Here is a 23,289-nt window from a genome sequence, read left to right as displayed (position 1 = left end):
TTTTAACTTAATAAGCTATCCTCTTTGTTAAAATCCAACATTAAGACCTAGGTTAAAAGTTCTTTCTCTAGGGTAAGCATCAGAATCTAATCCTGGAGTTAATTGGTTGTTTCCAACATTTACATCTGGATCAAAACCAGTATAATTAGTAAATAAGAATACATTATCAACAGACCCATAAAGTCTAACTTTTTTAATGCCAATTTTATCTACAACGTCTGAAGGTATTGTATACCCAATGGTAATATTTGATATTCTAAAGTAAGAACCGTCTTCTACATAAACAGATTTAGCGGCACTACCAAAACCACCATCTCCATATCCCCAAATACCAGGAATATCTGAATCATAGTTTTCAGGAGTCCATCTATCAGCGGCTACTGCATATTTGTTGCTGTATGGTACTGCTAAAGAATTACCTCTTACCCTATTTTTATTGTAGATATCATTACCGTAAACCCATTGCGTTACTATTCCTAAGTCGAAATTTTTGTATCTAAAGTTATTAGTGAAACCACCAAAATGCTTTGGAGCTGATCTTCCTAGAATAACTTGATCCTCATCATTTGCGGTTCCGTCTGCCTCATCTGGTATACCATCACCATTTGTATCTACAGTTAATTGATCTTTAAACTTAGGTAATCCTGGTCTGTAATTATTTACACCACCAGTTTTAACTACACCATCTTTAAGGGTATAAAAAATGTCAAAATAGGCATCTCCACTATCCGCAGAATCTTGTCTTAATTTAGCAGCTGCTTCAGTATTACTTAAACCATCAAATTCTACAAAATCACTATAATTATAAACACCGTCTTGTTCTATTCCGTAGTAAGTACCTAAAGATTCGCCTACTCTTACGATATAATCATTATTAACTTGGTTGTTACCAATTGCTCTTATTAAGAATTGATCTGCCCCTCCTAGATCTAGGATTTTGTTTTTATTGAAACTAATATTGAAGCTAGTGTTCCAACTAAAGTTTTCAGTATCAACATTCACTGTACTTAGTGCAAATTCATATCCTTTGTTTTCTAATGATCCAGTGTTTTTGAAAATAATATCAAACCCTGTACTATTAGGTATTGGAGTTCTTAATAATAAATCTGATGTTTGTTTGTTGTAATAATCGAATTCAAAATTTACTCTATTATTAAATAAACCTAAGTTAAAACCAGCATCTAATTGCGTTGTAGTTTCCCATGTTAAAGCAGGGTTAGGAATACGATTTACAGATACACCAGTTGCTAAATTTCCATCATAAAAATAATTTGCCAGTTCTCCAAAACCAAAAGATTGATAGGATGGAATATTTGCATTACCGGTTTCACCATAACTAACTTTAAATTTTAAGTTAGAAATTGTTTTTTGGTCTTTTAAAAAGTTTTCATTAGATGCTTTCCAAGCAAAACCTGCCGATGGGAAAAAGCCCCATTTTTCTCCTGGAGCAAACTTAGAAGATTCATCCCAACGTGCACTTGCATTAAAAACAAACCTATCATCAAAATCATATTGAATTCTTGAGATAGCAGATCTAATAGATGACTCCGATCTAAGTGTTCTGTTGTTTAAAGTCTCTGTAGCAGATTGTAATAAATCTACATTAAAACCAGGTAAGTTAAAACCAGTTGCACTAGATGTTAATTGTTCAAAATACCCTTCTTGTTGCTCATATACTGCTACAACATTTAAAGAGTGCTTGTTCCAATTATTGTTGTATGTGAAGTTTTGAGTTGTAGTAAGACCAGCAAATTCTGATTGGCCTACAAAAGCTCTACCATTTGCACTTTTACCCCATCCAAAGTTTTCGTTGAAGTAAGATTTATTCTTAGTCTTATTGTAATTACCAGAAATAGAGGTTCTAAAGGTTAGGTTTTTAGCTATTTCATAACTAAGATATGCACTACCTGTATAACCAAGCGTATTACCTGTATTTGTGTCACCTTCTAACCTTCTTACTGGGTTAGTAATATCCCCTGATCTTAAAGTAAGTAATAAACCGTTTTCATCGTATTCTGCATCATCATAACGTGTTAATCCTTGAACCGGGCTAAATAATAAAGCACTTGTTACAATACCACTTTGTCCATTGGAATCAGACCCAGCTGCAGAAACAATACCAGACCTATTACTTATACTAATGTTAGATGTAACCCCTGCTTTTACTTTTTTTCCTAAATTTTGAGTAACATTTAAGTTAATATTATACCTCTCAAAATCTGTATTTTTAACAATACCTTCTTTATCTAAATAGGATATAGAAGCCGAGTAAGAACTATTTTCTGATCCACCTCTTATTCCAAAATTGTAATTTTTAGTAATGGCAGTTCGCATAATTTCATCTTGCCAATCTGTTAAAATTACTCTTGAATCATTTAAATCAATAGGATTACCAAAACCATCTCTATAAGCACCAACAAATTGATCTGTAGGGTTGTTCTCATCCCAAGGAGTATATTCTAATCTATAATCAACAAACTCTTGAGCTGTCATTAAATCAATTCTATTTGCAAGAGTAGAGACAGAAGTATACATGTTAAAATCCATGTCGGTTCTACCTTTTCTACCTTTTTTGGTTGTTATTATAACTACACCATTTGCACCTCTAGAACCATATAAAGCTGTAGCAGAAGCATCTTTTAAGACTTCTATAGATTCTATATTTGCCGGATCTATTGTTGATAGGGGACTTGTATTAGAGTTTCCTAACCCAAGTGCAGTGGAACGAGAGTTACCTTCCAAAGCAAAACCATCTACAACATAAAGAGGATCTGTAGATGCGTTAACAGATGTACCTCCACGAACAAGGACTCTAAAACCAGCATCTGGTCCACCTTGTGAGGTTACTACTTGTACACCAGCCGCTTTTGCTGCTAAAGCTCCTTCAAAAGAAACGGTTTTAACTTTTTGCATATCTTCTGCCTTAATAGAAACAACAGATCCAGTTAAATCTTTTCTTTTTACAGAGCCATAACCGTATACTATTACTTCTTCTAGTGCGGCTACATCTTCTGCTAGGCGTACATTTAAAGTAGTATTATTACCTACTTTAAGCTCTTTTGTAGTATACCCAACGTAGCTAAAAACAAGAATATCTGATGATGATGCTTGAATACTATAGTTTCCATCAAAATCTGCAATTGCGCCTACATTTGTTCCTTTTACTACAATACTAACTCCAGGTAAAGGCGTGCCATCTGCACTGATGGTACCCGAAATCTTTTGTGTTTGAGCTTGTGAAATGCCAAAGCTTAGAAACCCTAAAAGGGTCATTAAGCAAAGCTTGGATTTCCAACTAAATTCAAAATGAAATTTCATAATATTTATTTAATTTAAGTTAGTTATAAGAACCTTAAAGTTCTGTTAAACAAATATGAAGGCATTAAGATTATTTTAAGGTTTCAGATGTACCAATTCGCAGAACAAATGTTCCGTTTTGTTTTTTTATTAAATTCAATAATAATGGATAATTTTATTTTAATTGTCTTATTTGTAGTACTTTAAGGGCGTTTTTGTAATAGTGCTATTTGGTTAAATAAGATGCTCTAATAATCATTTTTTAAACTTTTGAGAAAAAAACATTAATTGTAATTAAAGATTATAATCTGAAGTATGGATAATCCCTTTTTTCCAAAAATATTTTTAAAATCGTTTAATTTTCATATCATTACACAGTTATAATCTTCTCATTATGTCCCTAATTGAAAAAATTAAAAGCTTACAAGAAATTAATAGTTTATCTAAACATGAACAATTGGTACATGGTATTATAGAATCTATAGATTCTGGAATATTAGTTATTGGCGATAAGTTGCCATCTATTAATGTAATGGTAGGAGAGTTAGGGTATGCACGTAAAACTATTGTAAAAGCTTATGAGGAATTAAAAGAAAGAGGATTAATAGAATCTAAAAAATTAAAAGGGTATTTTATTATTAGTAATGAGACTAAGGTTACTTTAAAAATAGCTTTACTATTATTTTCTTTACAGCGTTTTCAAGAAGAATTTTATAATGCATTTAGGAAAGAATTAGGGAAAAGATACCAAATAGATGTCTTTTTTCATCATAATAATATATCTGTTTTTGAAGGTGTGTTAAGTACCATACGAGGAAAATATGGAATGTATGTAATTGCTCCAATACCTAATAATACACTAGTCCCGCATATAAAAACTATAGATCCCAAAAAATTATTAATAATAGATAGGTATATAAATCTTGGTAATGCATACTCTTATATTTCTCAAGAGTTTAAAGAGTCTACCTATAATAAGTTGGTAGATTTGCTACCTCAAATCTCTACGTATAAAAAGTTTATTTTATTTTATAAAGATGATGCAGATTATCCATTAGGTATTTTACAAGCATTTAATAAGTTTTGTCTAGACTATAATATTTCTGGAAAAGTAGAAGCTAAATATAAGCCTAGCTCAATTAAAAAAGGGAGTCTTTACTTTTTTATTAGTGATACGTTTTTATGGGAAGTTTTAAGAGATGCCAAAAACAATGAATATATGATTGGGAAAGATGTTGGTGTGCTCTCTCATAATGACCACGTTGTTAAAGAAATTGTTTTTGGAGGTATTACCACAATCTCTACAGATTTTAAAGAAATGGCTAAAGAAGCAGCCAATCATATTAAATTGCAAAAAACTACAAAAATAATTATGCCCTCTAATTTAATAAAGAGAAATTCTTTATAGAGCTAGGAAAACCCTGCTGTTACTACAATTGCAATAAACGTTAATTTTACATTTTTAGCATATAAATTTTAACATATATTTAATTTTAATATAGTTTTATTTTTATATGTGCAATTTTAATTTATATTTGCATAGTAGCATAGACTATCATAGTACTATTTTAAAGATTGATTTGCTGCACAACTAAACTAACTTATATTAAATAATCTATTAACAATTAATTCTTATGAACAGAAAAACACGCAAACAAATTATGGGTTTGGCAATGATGTTTCTCAGTTACATCACAATTGCGCAGACTGCACAAGTTTCGGGTACTGTATCGGACGTAGATGGTCCTTTGCCAGGTGTTAACATTGTAGTTAAAGGAACTACAAATGGTGTTACCACAGATTTTGATGGTAATTACACTATTGCAGATGTAGCCGAAGATGGAGTTCTAGTTTTTAGTTATATTGGGTATGCTACTCAAGAAATAACTCTAAACGGACAAACAACGTTAAATGTATCTTTAGAAGCAGATGCGCAGGCGTTAAATGAAGTAGTAATCGTAGGTTACGGTACTTCTAACAAAAGAGAACTAACAGGTTCTGTATCTACAATTAAAAAAGATGCTATTGTTAATGTAGTAGCAAGTAACCCAACTACTGCATTACAAGGAAAGTTAGCAGGTATTCAGGTAGAGAGCTTTGGAGGACAACCAGGTGGTAAAGCAAATGTATTTATTAGGGGGGTAAACTCTTTAAGTAATGCGGATCCTTTATTTATTGTAGATGGTCTTTTTGTGGATAATATGAATAATATTAATCCTAATGATATTCAAGATATTTCTGTATTAAAAGATGCAGCGGCTTCTGCTATTTATGGGGCTAGAGCAGCTAATGGTGTGGTATTGATTAAGACAAATCATGGTAGAAAAAATCAAGGAATAAAGGTAGAGCTAAATTTAAAAACAGGATTTGATACTGCAAGTAAAAAATTAGATTTTATTAATGGTCAACAATATACAGATTACTTAAATCAAAGATTTGAGAATGATGGTTCATCTACAAGAGTAACTTGGAATGGTGTAGATACGGATTGGCAAGATGAAAATATTAGTAATGCTATTATTAAAGATTATGGATTTAGCATTTCTGGAGGAGGAGAGCACTCAAGTCACTATGTTTCTGGAAATTATTTTTATCAAGATGGACTTTTAGTAGGTTCAGGGTTTGAACGTATTAACTTTAGGACTAATAATAAGTTTGATTATGGTAAGTTTCATGTAACACAATCTCTTGGTTTAACACAAGGGCAATTACAGGAAAATAGATGGTATGGTTTTGACGGGACAACAGCACCAACAGTAGCTTTAAGAAATGCAGCTAATGAAGGTGGTTTTGAGGCTCCAGATATTTCTCTTAATGTACAAGGCCCAGGAGGTACAAATCAGTATGCAAGAGCGCTTTTAGAAGACAATTTAACGACTACAAGAAACGTGTATGCTAGTGTAAAGTTTGATTATGATATTACAGATAGTTTTAAAGCTGGAATAAATTTTGGATTTGATTATTTAAATACACATATTTTTGAATTTACACCTACATTCTTTTTAAGTCCATCGGCAGAATCAGGAAGAAATATAAATCCTTTAAATGATTTAACAGATTTTAGACAAGAAGATATTAATTTATTAGTTGAGCCAACATTATCTTATAATAAGGAATTTGGAGAGCATAAAATAGGTGCAGTATTAGGATATACTTATTTTTTAGAAAGTCAAAATAGTGCAGGCCTTTATGGTCAAGGAACAGATTCTAACTCTATTCGTGTAGTTGGTGGTTTGGCGGCAGATTCGCAAACCATATTATTAGGGTCTGATAATAAAGCAGGTTTAGAATCTATTTTTGGACGATTAAATTATAATTATGGAGGTAAATATATCTTTTCTGCAACAGTAAGGAGAGATGCTTCTTCAAGATTTGCTAAAGAAAATCAGTCAGGTATTTTTCCATCTTTTTCAGGAGCATGGAATCTTAGTAGTGAACCATTTTGGGGAGAAGATAGTGTAGTTAATTATTTTAAATTACGTGCTTCTTATGGTGAATTAGGTTCCTATCCAGATGTGTTTTATCCAACACAGGCGGTGTTTCTTAGTAATCAATCTAATGCATTATTTGGAAACGAAACAGCAAACGGTTTAGCAAGAACAACATTGGCAGATCCTGATTTGGTTTGGGAAACAACGAAGACTATTGATGTAGGATTAGATATGTCTCTTTTTGATGGAAAAGTGAATTTTTCTGCGGATTATTATTCTAAAGATATTAGCGATGTATTAGTGCAAATTGCAGTGCCATCAACAACAGGTGTAAACCTTCCCGTAACAAGAAATGCTGGTGATTTAATTAATAACGGTTTAGAATTTGTTTTAGATTATAAGAAAAGAGAAGGAGATTTTACATATACGATAGGAGCAAATATTTCTTTTAATTTAAAGAGTGAAGCGGGTAACATACCAAGCCCAATATTAGGACCTCAGATAGATGAAAATCTAAATGTAGTAAACCGAACAATATCAGGTGAGCCAATTGGCGCATTCTATGGCTATATTGTAGAAGATAAAGTAGACCCAGTTACAGGAGATTTTGTAAGAGTAGATACAGATGGCGTTGATGGTATCACTGCTGCAGATCAGACAGTAATAGGGGATCCAACTCCGGATTTCACATACGGGCTTAATTTTAATGGGGCATATAAGAATTTTGACTTTGCATTAGGTTTTAATGGTGTACAGGGTAATGAGATTTATAATCTAGTAAAAGAGTTTAATATTTTTACTCCAGATGGTGGTAGATTAACAGATGTTCTTAACGCATGGACACCTACCAATACAGATACCAATATCCCAAAAGCTACTGTAGCAGATGGTGCAAATAATAAAGCGCCTTCATCTTTCTTTGTTGAAGATGGTTCTTATTTTAGATTAAAAACTTTAGAAGTTGGTTACAACTTTAAGGAAGGAATTTTAGGAGGAGATTTCATTAAAGATTTACGATTATCCCTTAATGTACAGAATGTATTTGTTCTTACAGATTATAGTGGTTATGATCCAGATGTATCTTCAACAGATGGTGGTAGAGCTAGTTTAAATTCAGGAGTTCCTGGAGTAAGAACCCCAGTAAATCCATTACTTTCTAGAGGTATAGACGCAAGAGCATACCCAAATGCAAGAACATTTACATTTGGTGTTAAAGCAACTTTTTAGTAATAAAAAAATATCAATTATGAAAAAAATATTAAATAAAAGACTATCTAAAAACGTTTTATCGTTTGCTGTAGTTTTTGCAATGGTTGTAGGCTGTTCTGATGATCTTTTAGAACAAACAAATAATAATGCAACTTCAAGTGCAAATTTTGGAACTTCTCCTACGCAAGTGAAAAAAGCTGTAAATGCAGCTTTTCACCCATTAACAACAGCATTTTCTTTTGGACGTGTTGTTCAATTAGGTGCGCATTTTAGATCAGACGAAACACTAACCATTGATAATGGAGGTAATACAGTAACAAATAGTTTACAAGGTGCGCCAGGTGCAAGATGGGCAGCTCAGGCTTGGCAAGAGTTTTATTTAACTATTGGTAGATCTAATACAGTAATTTTAGGTACATCAGAAGAAGGAATTCCTGATGACACTGTCAGAAATAATCTTGTTGGACAAGCATATTTCCTTAGAGCCTTTAGTTATTGGAATTTAGTATTATTATATGGTAATGTTCCTATAGTACTAGAAGAGCCAGATTTAAATGATGCATTTCCTTTTCAGTCAACACCAGCAGAAATTTGGCCAATAATAATTGCAGACTTAGAGAAAGCCGAAGAAATGTTGCCTGAATCTTGGTCAGGGGACGATTTAGGAAGACCAACTTCTGGAGCTGCAACAGCTTTAAAGGGAAAAAGTTATTTATATCTAAAAGATTGGGCTAATGCAGAGATTGCATTTAAAGAAGTTGTGAATAGTGGTACATATGCATTATTACCTACAGCACAATTTGAAGATAATTTTACAGAAACAAATGAGAATAACTCCGAGTCAATTTTTGAATTCCAATTTAAAGGAGTAGAAACTTTTTTATGGGGGCAAGATATTCCAGGTACAGGAACACAAGGGCATTTTGTTATAGAATATGCACCGCCTTCTGTAACGCCAGACACAGGATTTATTGTTCCAACATGGATTAAAGATTTATATGAGGCAAATGGAGATGTTGTTAGGCGTAATGCAACAATTGTGTATGATTATCCTGATGCAACGGGGTATGGAGGAATAGATTTTTTAACAGATTTTGCACCAGACATTCAGGTAGCAAATGATTTAGGAGTAGAACCAATTTTTGGAAAAAAATATGCAAGGTTTGAAATGACTAGAGCTGCTGCAGCTGCCGATAACTTAGGAGCGGCAAATGGAACTAATTTTAGAATTATAAGATATGCAGATGTTTTATTAATGTTAGCAGAAGCGTTAAATGAACAAACAGGTAAAACAGGAGAAGCAGAAGGTTATATAAATCAAGTTAGGGAAAGAGCGCAAATAGCACCTCATAACGGATTATCTCAGGAAGAAATGAGAACTGCAATTATAGATGAAAGACAAATGGAGTTGTTTATTGAAGGACACCGTTTCTTTGATTTAATTCGTTGGAATTTAGCGGAAACATATTTAGGTCAAAATTCGGTTCACCCAATCCATCCAAAATCTTTAGTCAACGGAAATGGTTTTTTTCAACCAGGTCAAGATGAGTTATTTTGGATTCCTACGGTAGAATTAAATTCTAACCCTAATTTAAAGCAAAACCCTGGGTACTAATACAATATTATAGTTTTGGTTTGTTGAGTTGATATAGCCAAGTAGGAATAACTAACTACTTGGCTTTATTGTCACAAACAATAAATTATTAAATAAAGAGAAGACACTGTTTATTTTTTAAAGTTAAAATAGCTACTTAATAATAGAATAGAATGATTATAACTACTAGTCATATAGAAGATTTGCGTATTAAAGGATTACAAAAATCTATGAACGGAACCTTAACTAAGGTGCAAGATGAAGAAGGTGTACTTATATACGATTTAGAAGTAAACTGTGATACAGAAGTATTTCCTAAACCAATATCTGTAGAATGGAAAATTCCAGGAGTTAATGTAAAAGGCGTTTGGAAGCCAACAACAGATTTTAATAAAAGAATTCAGGCAGATTGGGAACTAGACCATATGGAATCTAGAATTTCTATAGATGCTCCAATTATTAATTTATTTGGTAATGATGATAGTAATGTACTAACATTTGCATGTTCTAACGCAATTAATAAGTTAGAAATGAATGCACGATTAAGAGAAGAAGACAATTGTTTTTATTGTCATATTACTTTTTTTATGGAGCAACATTATGCATTAAAAAATTTTAAAACTCAAATACGATTAGATTCTAGAGCTATCCATTTTTCAGAAACTATAAGAGATGTTTCTAAATGGTGGGAAACTTTTGAAAACCTAAAACCAACACATGTGCCAGCAATAGCAAAAATGCCATTGTATTCTACATGGTACCAGTTTCATCAAGATTTAGATTGTAATTTATTATTAGAGGAATGCAAGCTAGCCTATGATTTAGGCTATAAAGCTGTAATTATTGATGATGGTTGGCAAACAAACGATAACAATAGAGGATACGATTATACTGGAGATTGGAAACCAGACCGTATTCCTAATATGAAAAAATATATAAGTGATATTCATAAAACAGGAATGAAAGCTGCTTTATGGTATTCGGTTCCTTTTTGCGGGAAAAAATCGGAAGCTTATAAAAAATTTAAAGGTAAATTTTTAACCGAAGACCACCGTTGGGCACCAGTTTTTGATCCACGTTATCCCGAGGTAAGAGAGTATCTAATAAATATTTATACAAATGCTTTAAAGGATTGGAATTTAGATGGATTTAAACTAGATTTTATTGATGATTTTAGATTGTATAAAGACACACCAATACAAAAAGAAAACGGTAGAGATTATGCTTCTATTAATGCAGCAGTAGATCGTTTGTTAACCGATGTTGCAAACGCTTTACAAGCTATAAATCCAAACGTTTTTATAGAGTTTCGTCAAAAATATACAGGACCGGCAATGCGTAAATATGGTAATATGTTTAGAGCTTTTGATTGTCCTGGAGATGCAACTATGAATAGAATAAGAATTGCAGATATTAAAATGCTATGTGGAAACACAGCGGTACATTCAGATATGGTTACTTGGCATAAAGACGAGCCGTTAGAGATTGCATCTTTACAGTTAATAAATACTTTTTTTGGTGTTCCGCAACTTTCAATCTTTTTATCTAAAGCATCAGTCGAAGAGAAAAAAATGATTGCTTTTTACACGAAGTATTGGAATGAAAATGCAGACATATTTATGAACGGTAATTTTATACCATCAAAACCGTTAGCTAATTATTCAACCAAAAGAATATCAAAAAATAGCAAAACAATTATTGGAGTGTATGATAATGTTGTTGCAACTATTGAAAAAGGCGATGCCGAAGTTCATTTATTAAATGCAAAAACGGAAAATCAACTAATAGTTAATAACAGTACTAACTTTGGAAGTTATAATTGTACTATTTTTAGTTGTCAAGGAGAAATAGTTCGTAATGAAGAAATTAATCTAGAAAAAGGAGTTCTTGCATTAAATGTGCCTTCTTGCGGTATTGTAAAACTAAGTAAAATAACCTCTTAAACCTTAATAATATGGGAATGTTGTCCATTTTTTCTTTTATAGGATTTACAGTTTTAGTAGCTGTGATAGCTTGGTATGCATCAAGAAAAACTAATGAAAAAACAGCGGATGGCTACTATTTAGGAGGTCGTAGTTTAGGAGCAATAACAATTGCAGGTTCTTTATTATTAACTAATTTATCTGCAGAACAAATTGTAGGCTTAAACGGTCAAGCTTTTACAGAAGGTATTTTGGTAATGGCTTGGGAAACCCTAGCGGCCATTGCAATGATTGCAACAGCAATATTCTTTTTGCCTAAATACATGAGAGCAGGTATTACTACAATACCAGAGTTTATAGAAAATAGGTTTGATAAAAGAACAAAGACAATAATGTCTGTTCTGTTTTTGGTAGCCTATGGTTTAGTACTATTGCCAACGGTACTGTATTCTGGTTCTTTAGCATTTAGTACCATGTTCGATTTGCCTACCTTGTTTGGGCTGTCGCAAGCCGCTACTATTTGGGTTTGTGTATGGAGCATAGGGCTTATAGGCTCTGTTTACGCAATTTTTGGAGGATTAAAAGCGGTTGCGGTTTCCGATTTAATAAACGCAATTGGTTTGTTAATAGGAGGTATTACTATTCCTATTTTTGGATTAATGGCAATAAGTGAAGATGGCGGTATACTTACAGGATTAAATACCTTATGGGAAACTAACCCTGAAAAATTTGATGTAACGGGGGATGTAGATTCTTCAATTCCTGTAGGTACAATTTTTACAGGAATGATGTTGGCACAAATATATTATTGGGGAACCAACCAAGCCATTATGCAACGTGTTTTTGGAGCAAAAAACTTAGCAGAAGGGCAAAAAGGAGTTATTCTTGCTGCTTTAGTAAAGTTCCTAATTCCTATTATTGTTGTTCTACCAGGAGTTATAGCGTGGCATTTATTTAAAGGAGATTTACCAAATGCAGATTTAGCGTATCCAACATTAGTAAAAACGGTGTTGCCGCCTGCATTTATGGGCTTTTTTGCCGCAGTTCTTTTTGGAGCAGTTTTAAGCTCATTTAATAGTTTACTAAATAGTAGTGTAACCTTATTTGGTTTTGATTTATATAAACAATTTTTCAATAAAGAAGCTTCGGAATTACAAACGGTAAAGGCAGGTAAAATATTCGGAATTATTTTGGCTTTTGTTTCTATGGTAATTGCACCATTTATTAGTAATGCTCCAGATGGTTTGTTTAACTACATTCAAGTTATGTTGGGTAGTTTAAGTGTTCCAATTTTTGCGGTAGTAATTGTTGGGTTATATACCAGAAAAGTTCCTGCATTGGGTGCTAAAATAGTACTTGTTTTTGGAGTTTTAATATACTTAATTAGCCAGTTTGTGTTAAGCCCTTATTTTATAGATGTAGCCTTAGTACAAGCAGGAATAGATGGTATAACGGACCCCAAAGCGTTAAGTATAATAAAGGCAGAAGCCTATCCGCATTTTTTGCATGTAATGGGAATTTTATTTGTGTTTAACATTATAGTATTACTAGTAGTAGGGAAAGTTTTCCCAAGAGATACAGATTTTATTTTAGAAGATTCTGGTAAAGTAAATATTAAGCCTTGGAAATATGCCATACTCGTTGGAGCTTTAATTACTATTTTAGTATTAAGCACCTATCTCATTTTTTAATCTCATATTAATTTAATTATGGAAAATTCTTATATCATTTCATTAGACCAAGGAACAACAAGTTCCAGAGCCTTATTGATAGATAAGAAAGGACAAATTATACAAATAGAGCAAGAAGAATTTGAACAAATTTATCCTAAATCTGGTTGGGTAGAGCATGACCCTAAACAAATACTAGAATCCCAATTGCGTGTTTTTCATACATTATTAGAGAACACCAAAATTTGTTTAGAGTATATAAAAGCAATAGGAATTACTAACCAAAGAGAAACAACTATTGTTTGGGATGCAGATACAGGGGAACCATTGTATAATGCTATAGTTTGGCAAGATAAAAGGACTAGTGATTATTGCGAGACTTTAAAAGAAAAAGGACTCACAAAATATATAAGAGAAAATACAGGCTTAGTGGTAGATTCTTATTTTTCTGGAACTAAAATTAAATGGATTTTAGAAAATGTAGAAGGTGCAAAAGAAAAATCACAAGAAGGAAAATTACGTTTTGGCACAGTAGATTCTTGGTTAATTTGGAATTTAACTAATGGTGAGCAGCATGTAACAGATTATACTAATGCCTCTAGAACTTTATTGTATAATATAAATACGCTTTCTTGGGATGCGAACCTCTTAGAGGAGTTACAAATTCCTAAAAGTATGCTTCCAGAAGTAAAACCTTCTTCTAGTATTTTTGGAGAATATGAAATTAAAGGAACTAAAATTCCTATAGCAAGTGTCTTAGGGGATCAGCAAGCGGCTTTATTTGGGCAGGCATGTTTAAAAAAAGGAGAAGCTAAAAATACATATGGCACAGGTTGTTTTTTATTAATGAATACAGGGAAAAAACCGCAGTATTCTAATAATGGACTGCTTACTACAATTGCATGGGGATTAGATGGTAAAGTAACCTATGCTTTAGAAGGTAGTATTTTTATTGCAGGAGCTGCAGTACAATGGCTTAGGGACGAAATGAAGTTAATAAAATCTGCTCAAGAAACGCAACAAATAGCAGAGGATTTAGAAGAAGAAAATCCTGTATATGTAGTACCTGCTTTTGCAGGATTAGGAGCCCCTTATTGGGATATGTATGCTAAAGGAGCCATTTTTGGATTAACAAGAGATACTGGTTCTAGACACATTACAAAAGCTACATTAGATAGCTTAGCCTACCAAACTAGAGATATTTTAGATGCTATGCAGGCCGATGCTGGCTTTAAATTAAAAAGGCTAAAAGTAGATGGAGGTGCTGCAGCAAATAATTATTTAATGCAGTTTCAATCTAACTTATTAAATAAAGAGGTTGTAAGGCCAAAGTCTATAGAATCTACTGCTTTAGGTGCAGCTTATATGGCAGGAATAACAATAGGTTTATGGACACAAGAAGATGTTTTGGAAAGTAAAACTATAGATCAAATTTTTGAGCCTGTATTTACAAAAACACAAAGAAAAAAAATGTACAAAGGCTGGAGAAAAGCTGTAAAACGTACAATGAAATGGGATACTAATTAAAAAAACAGCTTATCTAATAATTTAAAAAGATAAGTTCTACAGGTATGAAAAATATAAAATTTACAAGTCTTAATAGAGATAAAATAATATCGAAACTTAAAGAAGAGGAATACGATCTAGTTGTAATAGGAGGAGGAATAACAGGAGCAGGAATTCTTTTAGATGCTTCTTCTAGAGGAATGAAAGTTGCTTTGCTAGAAAAAGGAGATTTTGCTTCAGGAACTAGTAGTAAATCGTCAAAACTTATTCATGGCGGACTACGATATTTAAAGCAATTTGAACTTTCTTTAGTTAAAGAAGTGGGTACAGAGCGTGCTATTGTTCATAAATTGGCGCCACACTTAGTTATTCCAGAAAAAATGTTACTTCCTTTAATAGAAAATGGCTCTTATGGGGAGTGGATGACTTCTATTGGTTTAAAGGTTTATGACATTTTAGCCAATGTAGAAGGCGATGATAAGCGTAAGATGATGAATAAGGAAGAAACCTTAGAATTAGAACCTTTATTACCAGAAAAAATATTAAAAGGTTCTGGGTATTATGCGGAGTATAGAACAGATGATGCAAGGTTAACTTTAGAAAATATAAAAACAGCAATTAACTACGGTGGTACACCTTTAAATTATGCAAAAGTACAAGATTTTATATATGCAAATGAACAAATTAAAGGGGTAAAAGTTAAAGACGAATTGAACGGAGAGGAGTATACTATAAAAACAAAGTATGTAATAAATGCAGCTGGTCCATGGGTAGATGAGCTTAGAGAGGTAAATCATTCTAAAAAAGGCAAACAATTACATCTTACAAAAGGGGTGCATTTAGTATTTCCAAAAGATAAATTACCTTTAAAACAATCTGTGTATTTTGATATTCCAGATGGTCGTATGATGTTTGCTATTCCAAGAGGAAAAATTACATATGCAGGTACCACAGATACCAATTATACCCTAGATAAAAATGAGGTAAGAGCAACGGAAGAAGATGCGGATTATTTATTACATGCTATAAATAACATGTTTCCTGCTGTAAATTTAGAACGTAAAGATATTGCATCTTCTTGGGCAGGCTTACGACCTTTAATTCATGAAGAAGGTAAATCTCCTTCAGAACTTTCTAGAAAAGACGAGATATTTATTTCAGATACGGGTCTAATTAGTATGGCTGGCGGTAAACTTACTGGCTATAGAAAAATGGCAGAAAGAGTTGTGGATAAAGTTCAAAAAAAACTAGAAAAAGAAACTCAAGTAGATTACAAAGATGTATTTACAGATAAAATACCTTTAATCGGTGGGCCGTGGAAAAAGTATAAAGAAGTAAAAAAATATATAAAGACTCTTACAAAAGATGTAGAGAAATTAGGTTTAGATTCTTATACTGCGTGGTATTTAACTACAACTTATGGGAAGCAATCAGAGCAAATACTAACTATTTTTAAAACAAAAAAAGGAGAAAATGCGTTTGAAAATTTAATTTTAGCAGAATTAGACTTTTGTATAGAAAATGAAATGGTAGTAACACCAATGGATTTCTTTATTAGAAGAACCGGAAGGCTATATTTTGATATTGATAGTTTACAAAAATACCAAACTGTAATTTTAGCAGAGTTTAAAACTATTTTTAATTTAAATGAAGACAAAATACAAGAATATGCTGCCATATTAGCTAAAGAAATAGAAACGCATGCTATGAAAGCAGCAAAGATTTAATTTTCTTGATATATTTAGGTAATGATGAAGAGAATACTATTAAAAACCCTATGTTACAGTATTTTTTTGTTGCAGTTCTTAAATTGTACAACAAAAGAAGAGGTAAAGAGTGCTAAAATATTCGCTAGCCTAAATCATACAAAATCTAATATAAATTTTAAAAACACCCTTGTAGAAAATGATTCTTTAAATTACTTTACATACTCCTATTTGTATATGGGAGGTGGTGTTGCTGTTGGCGATATTAATAATGATGGTTTACAAGATATTTATTTTACAGGCAACCAAGTTGCAAACAAATTATATGTAAATAAAGGAAACCTAGAATTTAAAGATATAACTAAAGAGGCAGGGGTAGCTGGTGATAGTAGATGGTACACAGGAGTTACTATGGCAGATGTTAATAATGATGGCTTTTTAGATATCTATTGTTCTGTAGCAGGTAAATTTAATCCTAAAGAAAACCAGTTATTCATTAATAACCAAGATGGTACTTTTACAGAAAAAGCAAAAGAATACGGCTTAGCAGATATTGGTAATAGCGTGCAAGCTACTTTTTTTGATTACGATAAAGATGGCGATTTAGATGTATATGTAGCCAATTATCCAGAAACACCTTTTAATGCACCAACCTTTGTGTATACTCATAAAATGGCAAATGTTAGTGAAGTAGAAACAGACCATTTATATAGAAATGATAATAATACGTATTCTAATGTTACCAATGAAGCAAAATTAAAGAGTTTTGGACTCTCACTAAGTGCTACCGTAGGCGATATAAATAACGACTCCTGGCCAGATTTATATGTGTCTAATGATTTTAGTTCGCCAGATTACATGTACATTAATAACCAAGACGGTACTTTTAAAGAAGTAGTAAAAGAAAGTACAGCGCATACCGCTTTTTATGGAATGGGTGTAGATATTGCAGATTTTAATAATGATGGATATCTAGATATTTTCCAGGTAGACATGGATGCGAATAATAATAGGCGCCAAAAAGCAAATATGGCTAGTATGAACCCAACACTTTTTTGGGATGTTGTTAACGCAGGCTTTCATTATCAGTATATGCAAAATTGTTTTCAGGTAAATTCTGGTGTTTTTAAAAACGGAAACCCATACTTCTCAGACGTGTCTAGAATAACAGGAACATCTTCTACAGATTGGAGTTGGGGGCCTTTATTTGCAGATTTTGATAATGATGGCCTTAAAGATTTATTTGTAACAAACGGTACGCGTAGAGAAGTAAATAATAGAGATTACTTTACAAAAATAAAAAACACAAATATTGATGCTGCAAGTAAATTAGAATTAAGTTTAAAAATACCATCCGAAAAAATAGACAACTTTATGTATAGAAATAAAGGAAATCTAGATTTTGAACAGGTAAATGAACGCTGGGGAATTTCTTATAAAGGCTTTTCTAATGGGGTATCTTATGCAGATTTAGATAATGATGGCGATTTAGAACTTATTACTAATAATATAGATGATTATGCCTCTGTATTTGAGAATTCTAGCGCACAAAACACCAATTATTTAAAAATAACTTTTAATGGTATAGACGGTAATAAATTTGGTTTAGGAAATAGAGTATTTGTAAAGACAGCAAATAAGACGCAAATGCAAGAATTAACATTAACTAGAGGTTTTCAATCTTCAGTAGCTCCTGAACTACATTTTGGATTAGGTAAAGAGAATATTGTAGAAGAGCTAAAAGTTATTTGGACAGATGGTAAGGTCCAAACGCTAAAAAATGTTAAGGCTAATCAAAACCTTAAATTAAAATATGTAAACGCTACGCAAGAAAAAAGCACTATAGTAGAAAAAGAAAAATTATTTGTAACAGATACAACGAGTACCTTTCCTAGGTATACTCATGAAGAAAATATGTTTGATGATTTTAAGTATCAGGTACTCTTACCGCATAAAATGTCAAGTTTTGGACCTGCATTAGCAGTAGGAGATTTAAATAACGATAGTCTAGAAGATTATTTTGTTGGTGGGTCTTTTGGTAAAGTTGGTGCACTTTTTTATCAAAATAAAGAGGGCTTTATAAAACAAGAAACACAAGTATTTAATGAAGACAAGTTAAGTGAAGATGTTGGGGCATTAATTTTTGATGCCGATAGTGATGGAGATAATGATTTATATGTTACGAGTGGCGGTTATGAATTTTCACCAACTTCTAAAATGTTGCAAGATAGGTTGTATATAAATAATGGTAAAGGAGAATTTACAAAAGCAACCGAAGGTACATTACCTAAAATGATTACAAGCTCATCAAAAGTATATACAGCAGATTTTGATAAAGATGGTAAACAAGATTTATTAGTGTTAGGAAGACAAATACCAGGAAAATACCCAAGTCCGGCAAATACATATGTACTTAAAAACACAAGTGATAAGCAAGGGGTTAAGTTTAATTTTTTTCCAGAAAATATAACAGACAAATTTAAAAATTTGGGAATGGCTACCAGTGCTGTTATTACAGATTATAATAACGATAGTTGGTTAGATATAATATTAGTAGGAGAATGGATGTCTATTCGTGTTTTTAAAAATACACAAACTGGTTTTTTAGAAGTATCAGAAGATTTAGGTTTAACAAAAGATACTACAGGTTGGTGGTGGAGTATTAAAGAAGGAGATTTTGATGGAGATGGTGATATGGATTATATAGTAGGTAATAATGGTTTAAACTATAAGTATAAAGCAACAAATGAAGAGACCTTTGATATTTATGTAAATGATTTTGATAAGGACAACAAAGAAGACATTGTATTAAGTTATTATAACGAAGGAAAAAAATATCCAGTAAGAGGGCGCGAATGCTCTTCGCAACAAATACCAGGTATTAAAAAGAAATTTCAGAATTATGAGAGTTTTTCTAATGCCACTCTAGTAGATGTATACTCAGAAAAGTCATTAGCATCTTCTTTGCATTACCAAGTAAAATCATTTGCTAGTATTTATCTAGAAAATAAGGACAATAAATTTATAATACATGAACTTCCAAGAGAAGCCCAAGTTTCTAGCATTAATCAAATTTTGGTGGATGATTATGATAAAGATGGTTTTTTAGATGCCTTAATAGCAGGTAATTTATTTGTTTCTGAAGTAGAAACACCAAGAAATGATGCTGGTTACGGGCAGTTTCTTAAAGGTAACGGAAAAGGAGAATTCCAAGTTTTAAATGCTCACGAAACAGGTTTCTTTGTTCCTGGTGATGTAAAAGATATGAATAGTATAAAAGTAAATGAGCAGCAATATATTATTGCTGTAAGAAATAATGATTTTGTTGAAATAGTTAAGAAAAAGTAAAATTGTGTTATACAAAAAGAATAAAAATATAATTGCATGCATGTATAATAAATTTTCAGGATTATTTGCTTTATTGATTTTAGTCTTATCATGCTCTAAAAACAATGATGAGATGCTGCTTGAATTACAGTTAGATAAGCAAGAACTCCTTACGATTAATTATTTTAAAGAAATAGCATTAGGTTTTGAAATGGGTAATGCTTCTAATATTACTCGTAAATGGAATGCTCCAATGAAGATTTTTTTAGATGGAATTCCTTCGTCTTCATTAATTAATAAAGTAGAACAAACTGTAAGTGATATAAACGAGCTCGCAACAGACGGCTTTTTAATAGAGATTGTAAACAAACCTGACCTTGCTAATTGTTATATGTTCTTTGGCTCTGCATCAGAATTTATTGAAAAATTTCCAGATGCTGAAGGTCAAATAAGGTCAAATTTTGCACTTTTTAATGTTTGTTGGGATGATAATAATATTATAAATAAAGGAAGAATCTTCATCGATATAAATCGCCCAAATTTAACGCAACAAAAGAGTTTAATTTTAGAAGAAATTACACAAACATTGGGGCTAGGAAAAGATTCGCCAAGATATTTATATAGCATATTCTATGAGACATTTAGTAATGGTGGTTTTGCAACAGAATATTCAATTATTGATAAAGAATTAATAAGACTTTTATATCATCCAGATATGAAGGTTGGATTAGGTATAAATGAAGTTGATGAGTTATTAAGAAATATTTTGATTAATGAATAAATGTACTTAGAGCACAATTTAGCGTGTTGTATATTTCTAATATTTCTTTCATAAGAAATAGAAGGTTTATTTTTTATGGATTACGAAATATAATCAGATTCTCAGATAGAAGAGTTTCGAAAAACTATGTTGTCTGAAATAAAAAAACATTCAGAATTTTAATCCCACCATTTTTAAGTTTATTAAAGCTGCATTTATGCAGCTTTTTTTATATAAGAATAAGATGCTTGTTGAGCATAGCATTCATTTTTGTTAAGAGAAGATTATATTATTTCCTTTTTTTAATTAATAGTATTGAATTTCCTTTTTTTTGTTTTCATTTGCCAAAAAAATGCAACACTATTTTTTGTGTTTTTCTACACAAAATAAGAGTACTTTTAAAAGAATGTTTTTTAGATAAATTATTTTAAGAATAAAATTTATGGCAGTAAATAATTTAGGAATTATTGGTAGTGAAGAATGGTGTGTTTTTAATGATTTAGGAGTTCCTGCAATAAAAGCTAGGGTAGATTCTGGTGCAAAAACTTCGTCTATACAAGCCACAAATATTAAAGTTTATTCTAAAGGAGCAGAAGAATGGGTTAAGTTTGATATTAACCCACTTCAAGAAAATAGAAGCATAAGTATAGAATGCGATGCTAAATTAGTAGATCGTAGAATGGTAAAAAGTTCTTCTGGTATTTCTGAAGAGCGCTTAGTAATCAAAACAGCTGTTACTTTAGGAAAAGATGTTTTTGAAATAGAATTAACATTGGCTAACAGAGATACTATGGAGTTTAGAATGCTCTTAGGTAGAGAGGCAATTAACCAAAGGTTTATGGTAAATTCTGCGGAAAACTATTTAATCCAAGACTTTACAGAAAAAGAAATAGATGCAAAGTATAAACCATATTTTAAAGAAAAAACAGGATTAAAAATAGCGTTACTTGCAAGTAATCCAAAGTTATATAGTAATAAAAGAATTATAGAAGCTGCCGAAGCTAGAGGACATGAAATTATTTTTTTAAATGTAGAGCAGGCATATATGAAATTAGATGCCAAATCTCCAGAAATGAGATATAGGGGAGGTGCTATTTTAAATGATTTTGATGCCGTAATACCAAGAATAAAACCTGCAGTTACTTTTTATGGTTGTGCACTTATTCGTCAGTTCGATTTTTTAGGGGCATATTGCCAAAATTCTGCGGAGGCAATTACACAGTCTAGAGATAAACTATTTGCATCTCAATTATTTTCTAAAAACGATATACAAATACCAATAACTGGGTTTGCAAAATCTCCAATGGACACCAAAGACTTAATACGCATGGTAAACGGAGCGCCATTAATAATAAAGTTACTAGAAAGCACACAAGGTAAAGGTGTGGTTTTAGCAGAAACAAATAAAGCTGCAGAAAGTGTAATTAATGCTTTTAAAAGTGTACAAACAAACATCTTAGTCCAAGAGTTTATTAAAGAAGCAAATGGGCAAGATATTCGTTGTTTTGTGGTTAACGGTAAAGTAGTTGCCTCTATGCAACGACAAGCACAAAAAGGAGAGTTTAGAGCAAATATTCATCAAGGAGGAAAAGCATCTGTCGTAAAAATTACATTAGAAGAAAAAAAGCTAGCTATTAAAGCAGCAAAAGCGTTAAGACTTGCTGTTGCAGGGGTAGATATTATTAGGTCTAATAAAGGACCTTTATTACTAGAAGTTAACTCTTCTCCAGGTTTGGAAGGTATAGAAAATGCAACAGGAAAGGATATAGCTAATAGTATGATTGTTGCTATTGAAAACAAGCTTAAATTTTCGAGTAGTACTGTAAAATAAAATTTCTATAATAGCATAATTACTATATCTGCTCCTAAAATTTGTACCTTCGTAGTATGAGAAGCGTATTTATTTTAGGAGCTCTTTTTTTAGCTTTTTTTAGCTGTAACACTAAAGAAAAAGAAGTAAGTTCTACACAGGATCAAATAGTTAAAATAGAAACAAAAAAATGGCCTAAAAAGTTAACGGTAGCTGGTAAAGCGGGCACTATTTTAAGTGAGTGGCCAGAATTTAATGCTTTTGATTCTAGTTTTGACGCTATTTATGGTGTAGAAGGAAAAGAAGATTTAATTTTAATTATAGAAGATTTAATAGAAAAACAGAAGTTACTAGCAAAATCTAAATACCCAGAAGATTTTAATTTACCACAGGTAAAGAGTAGACAAAAAATAGCACTTACGTATCTATTAAAAACCAAAGGCGATTTAGAATATCAAATAAACGCAGAAGAATCTGTCATAGCATTTATAAATGCATATAATGCTATGCGTAATCAATTTAATGTGTTGCTTAATAATACATTAAATAATAAACTTATTCTAGATGAAGAATAATCTACTTTTTATCGTATTTTTTTTAGGTGTTTTTACTTCTTTTTCTCAAACCATAGAAAAACAACAAATAAATAAAGTTATAACAGAATGGCATAAAGCAGCTGCAGATGCAAATTTTGATGCTTATTTTGGAAAAATGACCAAGGATGCTGTTTTTATAGGAACAGATGCTTCTGAGAATTGGCAAAACAAGGATTTTAAAGAATATTGTAAACCTTATTTTGATAATGGAAAAGCATGGAGTTTTACCGCTATAGAGAGAAATGTATACAATAAAGATAAAGACATAGCTTGGTTTGATGAGCTTTTAGAAACGCAAATGGGAATTTGCAGGGGTTCTGGAATAGTAAAGAAAGTTAACGGTCAATGGAAAATTGCACATTATGTTTTGTCTATCACCATTCCTAATGAGAAAATTAAAGAAGTTATTGTATTAAAAAAAGAAGAGAAAATGACATTGAAAAATAAGTAAACAAAAAAGG

The 23,289-nt window shown here is 31.7% G+C and carries 13 protein-coding genes; 12 read left to right on the top strand and 1 reads right to left on the bottom strand.

The annotated features are described in order from the left end of the window. Positions 1–27: 27 nt before the first annotated feature. Positions 28–3,318, bottom strand: a complete 3,291-nt coding sequence (locus Q0820_RS03000) for a TonB-dependent receptor (protein WP_298484959.1) — start codon at positions 3,316–3,318, stop codon at positions 28–30. A gap of 373 nt (positions 3,319–3,691) precedes the next feature. Between Q0820_RS03000 and Q0820_RS02995 the strand changes: the two genes are divergently transcribed. The 12 genes from Q0820_RS02995 (at position 3,692) to Q0820_RS02940 (ending at position 23,279) form a co-directional block, all read left to right on the top strand. After that, positions 3,692–4,705, top strand: coding sequence for a GntR family transcriptional regulator (locus Q0820_RS02995; RefSeq protein ID WP_298484957.1), 1,014 nt, complete (start codon positions 3,692–3,694; stop codon positions 4,703–4,705). A gap of 226 nt (positions 4,706–4,931) precedes the next feature. Continuing rightward, positions 4,932–7,955 carry a TonB-dependent receptor gene (locus tag Q0820_RS02990; RefSeq protein WP_298484956.1) on the top strand — a complete coding sequence of 1,008 codons (3,024 nt, stop codon included), beginning with the start codon at positions 4,932–4,934 and terminating at the stop codon, positions 7,953–7,955. Positions 7,956–7,974: 19 nt separating this feature from the next. Then, a complete protein-coding gene (locus Q0820_RS02985) occupies positions 7,975–9,552 on the top strand; it encodes a RagB/SusD family nutrient uptake outer membrane protein (protein WP_298484954.1) in 1,578 nt (525 codons plus the stop codon). 152 nt (positions 9,553–9,704) lie between these two features. Beyond that, positions 9,705–11,474 carry a glycoside hydrolase family 36 protein gene (locus tag Q0820_RS02980; protein WP_298484952.1) on the top strand — a complete coding sequence of 590 codons (1,770 nt, stop codon included), beginning with the start codon at positions 9,705–9,707 and terminating at the stop codon, positions 11,472–11,474. A 17-nt stretch (positions 11,475–11,491) separates the two neighbouring features. Further along, on the top strand, positions 11,492–13,144 hold the full coding sequence (locus Q0820_RS02975) for a solute:sodium symporter family transporter (protein WP_298484951.1): 1,653 nt from the start codon (positions 11,492–11,494) through the stop codon (positions 13,142–13,144). 18 nt (positions 13,145–13,162) lie between these two features. Further along, the gene (gene glpK, locus Q0820_RS02970) at positions 13,163–14,650 is read left to right on the top strand and encodes a glycerol kinase GlpK (protein ID WP_298484949.1); all 1,488 of its coding nucleotides are present in this window, start codon (positions 13,163–13,165) and stop codon (positions 14,648–14,650) included. Positions 14,651–14,694: 44 nt separating this feature from the next. Beyond that, positions 14,695–16,356 carry a glycerol-3-phosphate dehydrogenase/oxidase gene (locus tag Q0820_RS02965; RefSeq protein ID WP_298484947.1) on the top strand — a complete coding sequence of 554 codons (1,662 nt, stop codon included), beginning with the start codon at positions 14,695–14,697 and terminating at the stop codon, positions 16,354–16,356. Between the two features lie 21 nt (positions 16,357–16,377). Continuing rightward, positions 16,378–19,683 carry a VCBS repeat-containing protein gene (locus tag Q0820_RS02960; protein WP_298484945.1) on the top strand — a complete coding sequence of 1,102 codons (3,306 nt, stop codon included), beginning with the start codon at positions 16,378–16,380 and terminating at the stop codon, positions 19,681–19,683. A gap of 112 nt (positions 19,684–19,795) precedes the next feature. Continuing rightward, positions 19,796–20,443 carry a DUF2927 domain-containing protein gene (locus Q0820_RS02955; protein ID WP_298484944.1) on the top strand — a complete coding sequence of 216 codons (648 nt, stop codon included), beginning with the start codon at positions 19,796–19,798 and terminating at the stop codon, positions 20,441–20,443. 421 nt (positions 20,444–20,864) lie between these two features. Continuing rightward, complete coding sequence (gene rimK, locus Q0820_RS02950) at positions 20,865–22,253, top strand: 30S ribosomal protein S6--L-glutamate ligase (RefSeq protein WP_298484942.1); 1,389 nt, start codon at positions 20,865–20,867, stop codon at positions 22,251–22,253. A 56-nt stretch (positions 22,254–22,309) separates the two neighbouring features. After that, entirely contained in the window at positions 22,310–22,807 is a 498-nt protein-coding gene (locus tag Q0820_RS02945; RefSeq protein WP_298484940.1) for a hypothetical protein, read from the top strand. Then, positions 22,797–23,279: a nuclear transport factor 2 family protein gene (locus tag Q0820_RS02940; protein WP_298484939.1), complete on the top strand. Its 483-nt coding sequence runs from the start codon at positions 22,797–22,799 to the stop codon at positions 23,277–23,279. Before Q0820_RS02945 ends, Q0820_RS02940 begins: the two co-directional genes overlap by 11 nt. The last annotated feature ends 10 nt before the right edge of the window (positions 23,280–23,289 follow it).

The organism is uncultured Maribacter sp., assembly GCF_947495965.1.
Taxonomy (GTDB): Bacteria; Bacteroidota; Bacteroidia; order Flavobacteriales; family Flavobacteriaceae; genus Maribacter_B.
The sequence above is the reverse complement of the archived record's forward strand: the minus strand, read 5'-3'. Positions and strand labels throughout refer to the sequence as shown.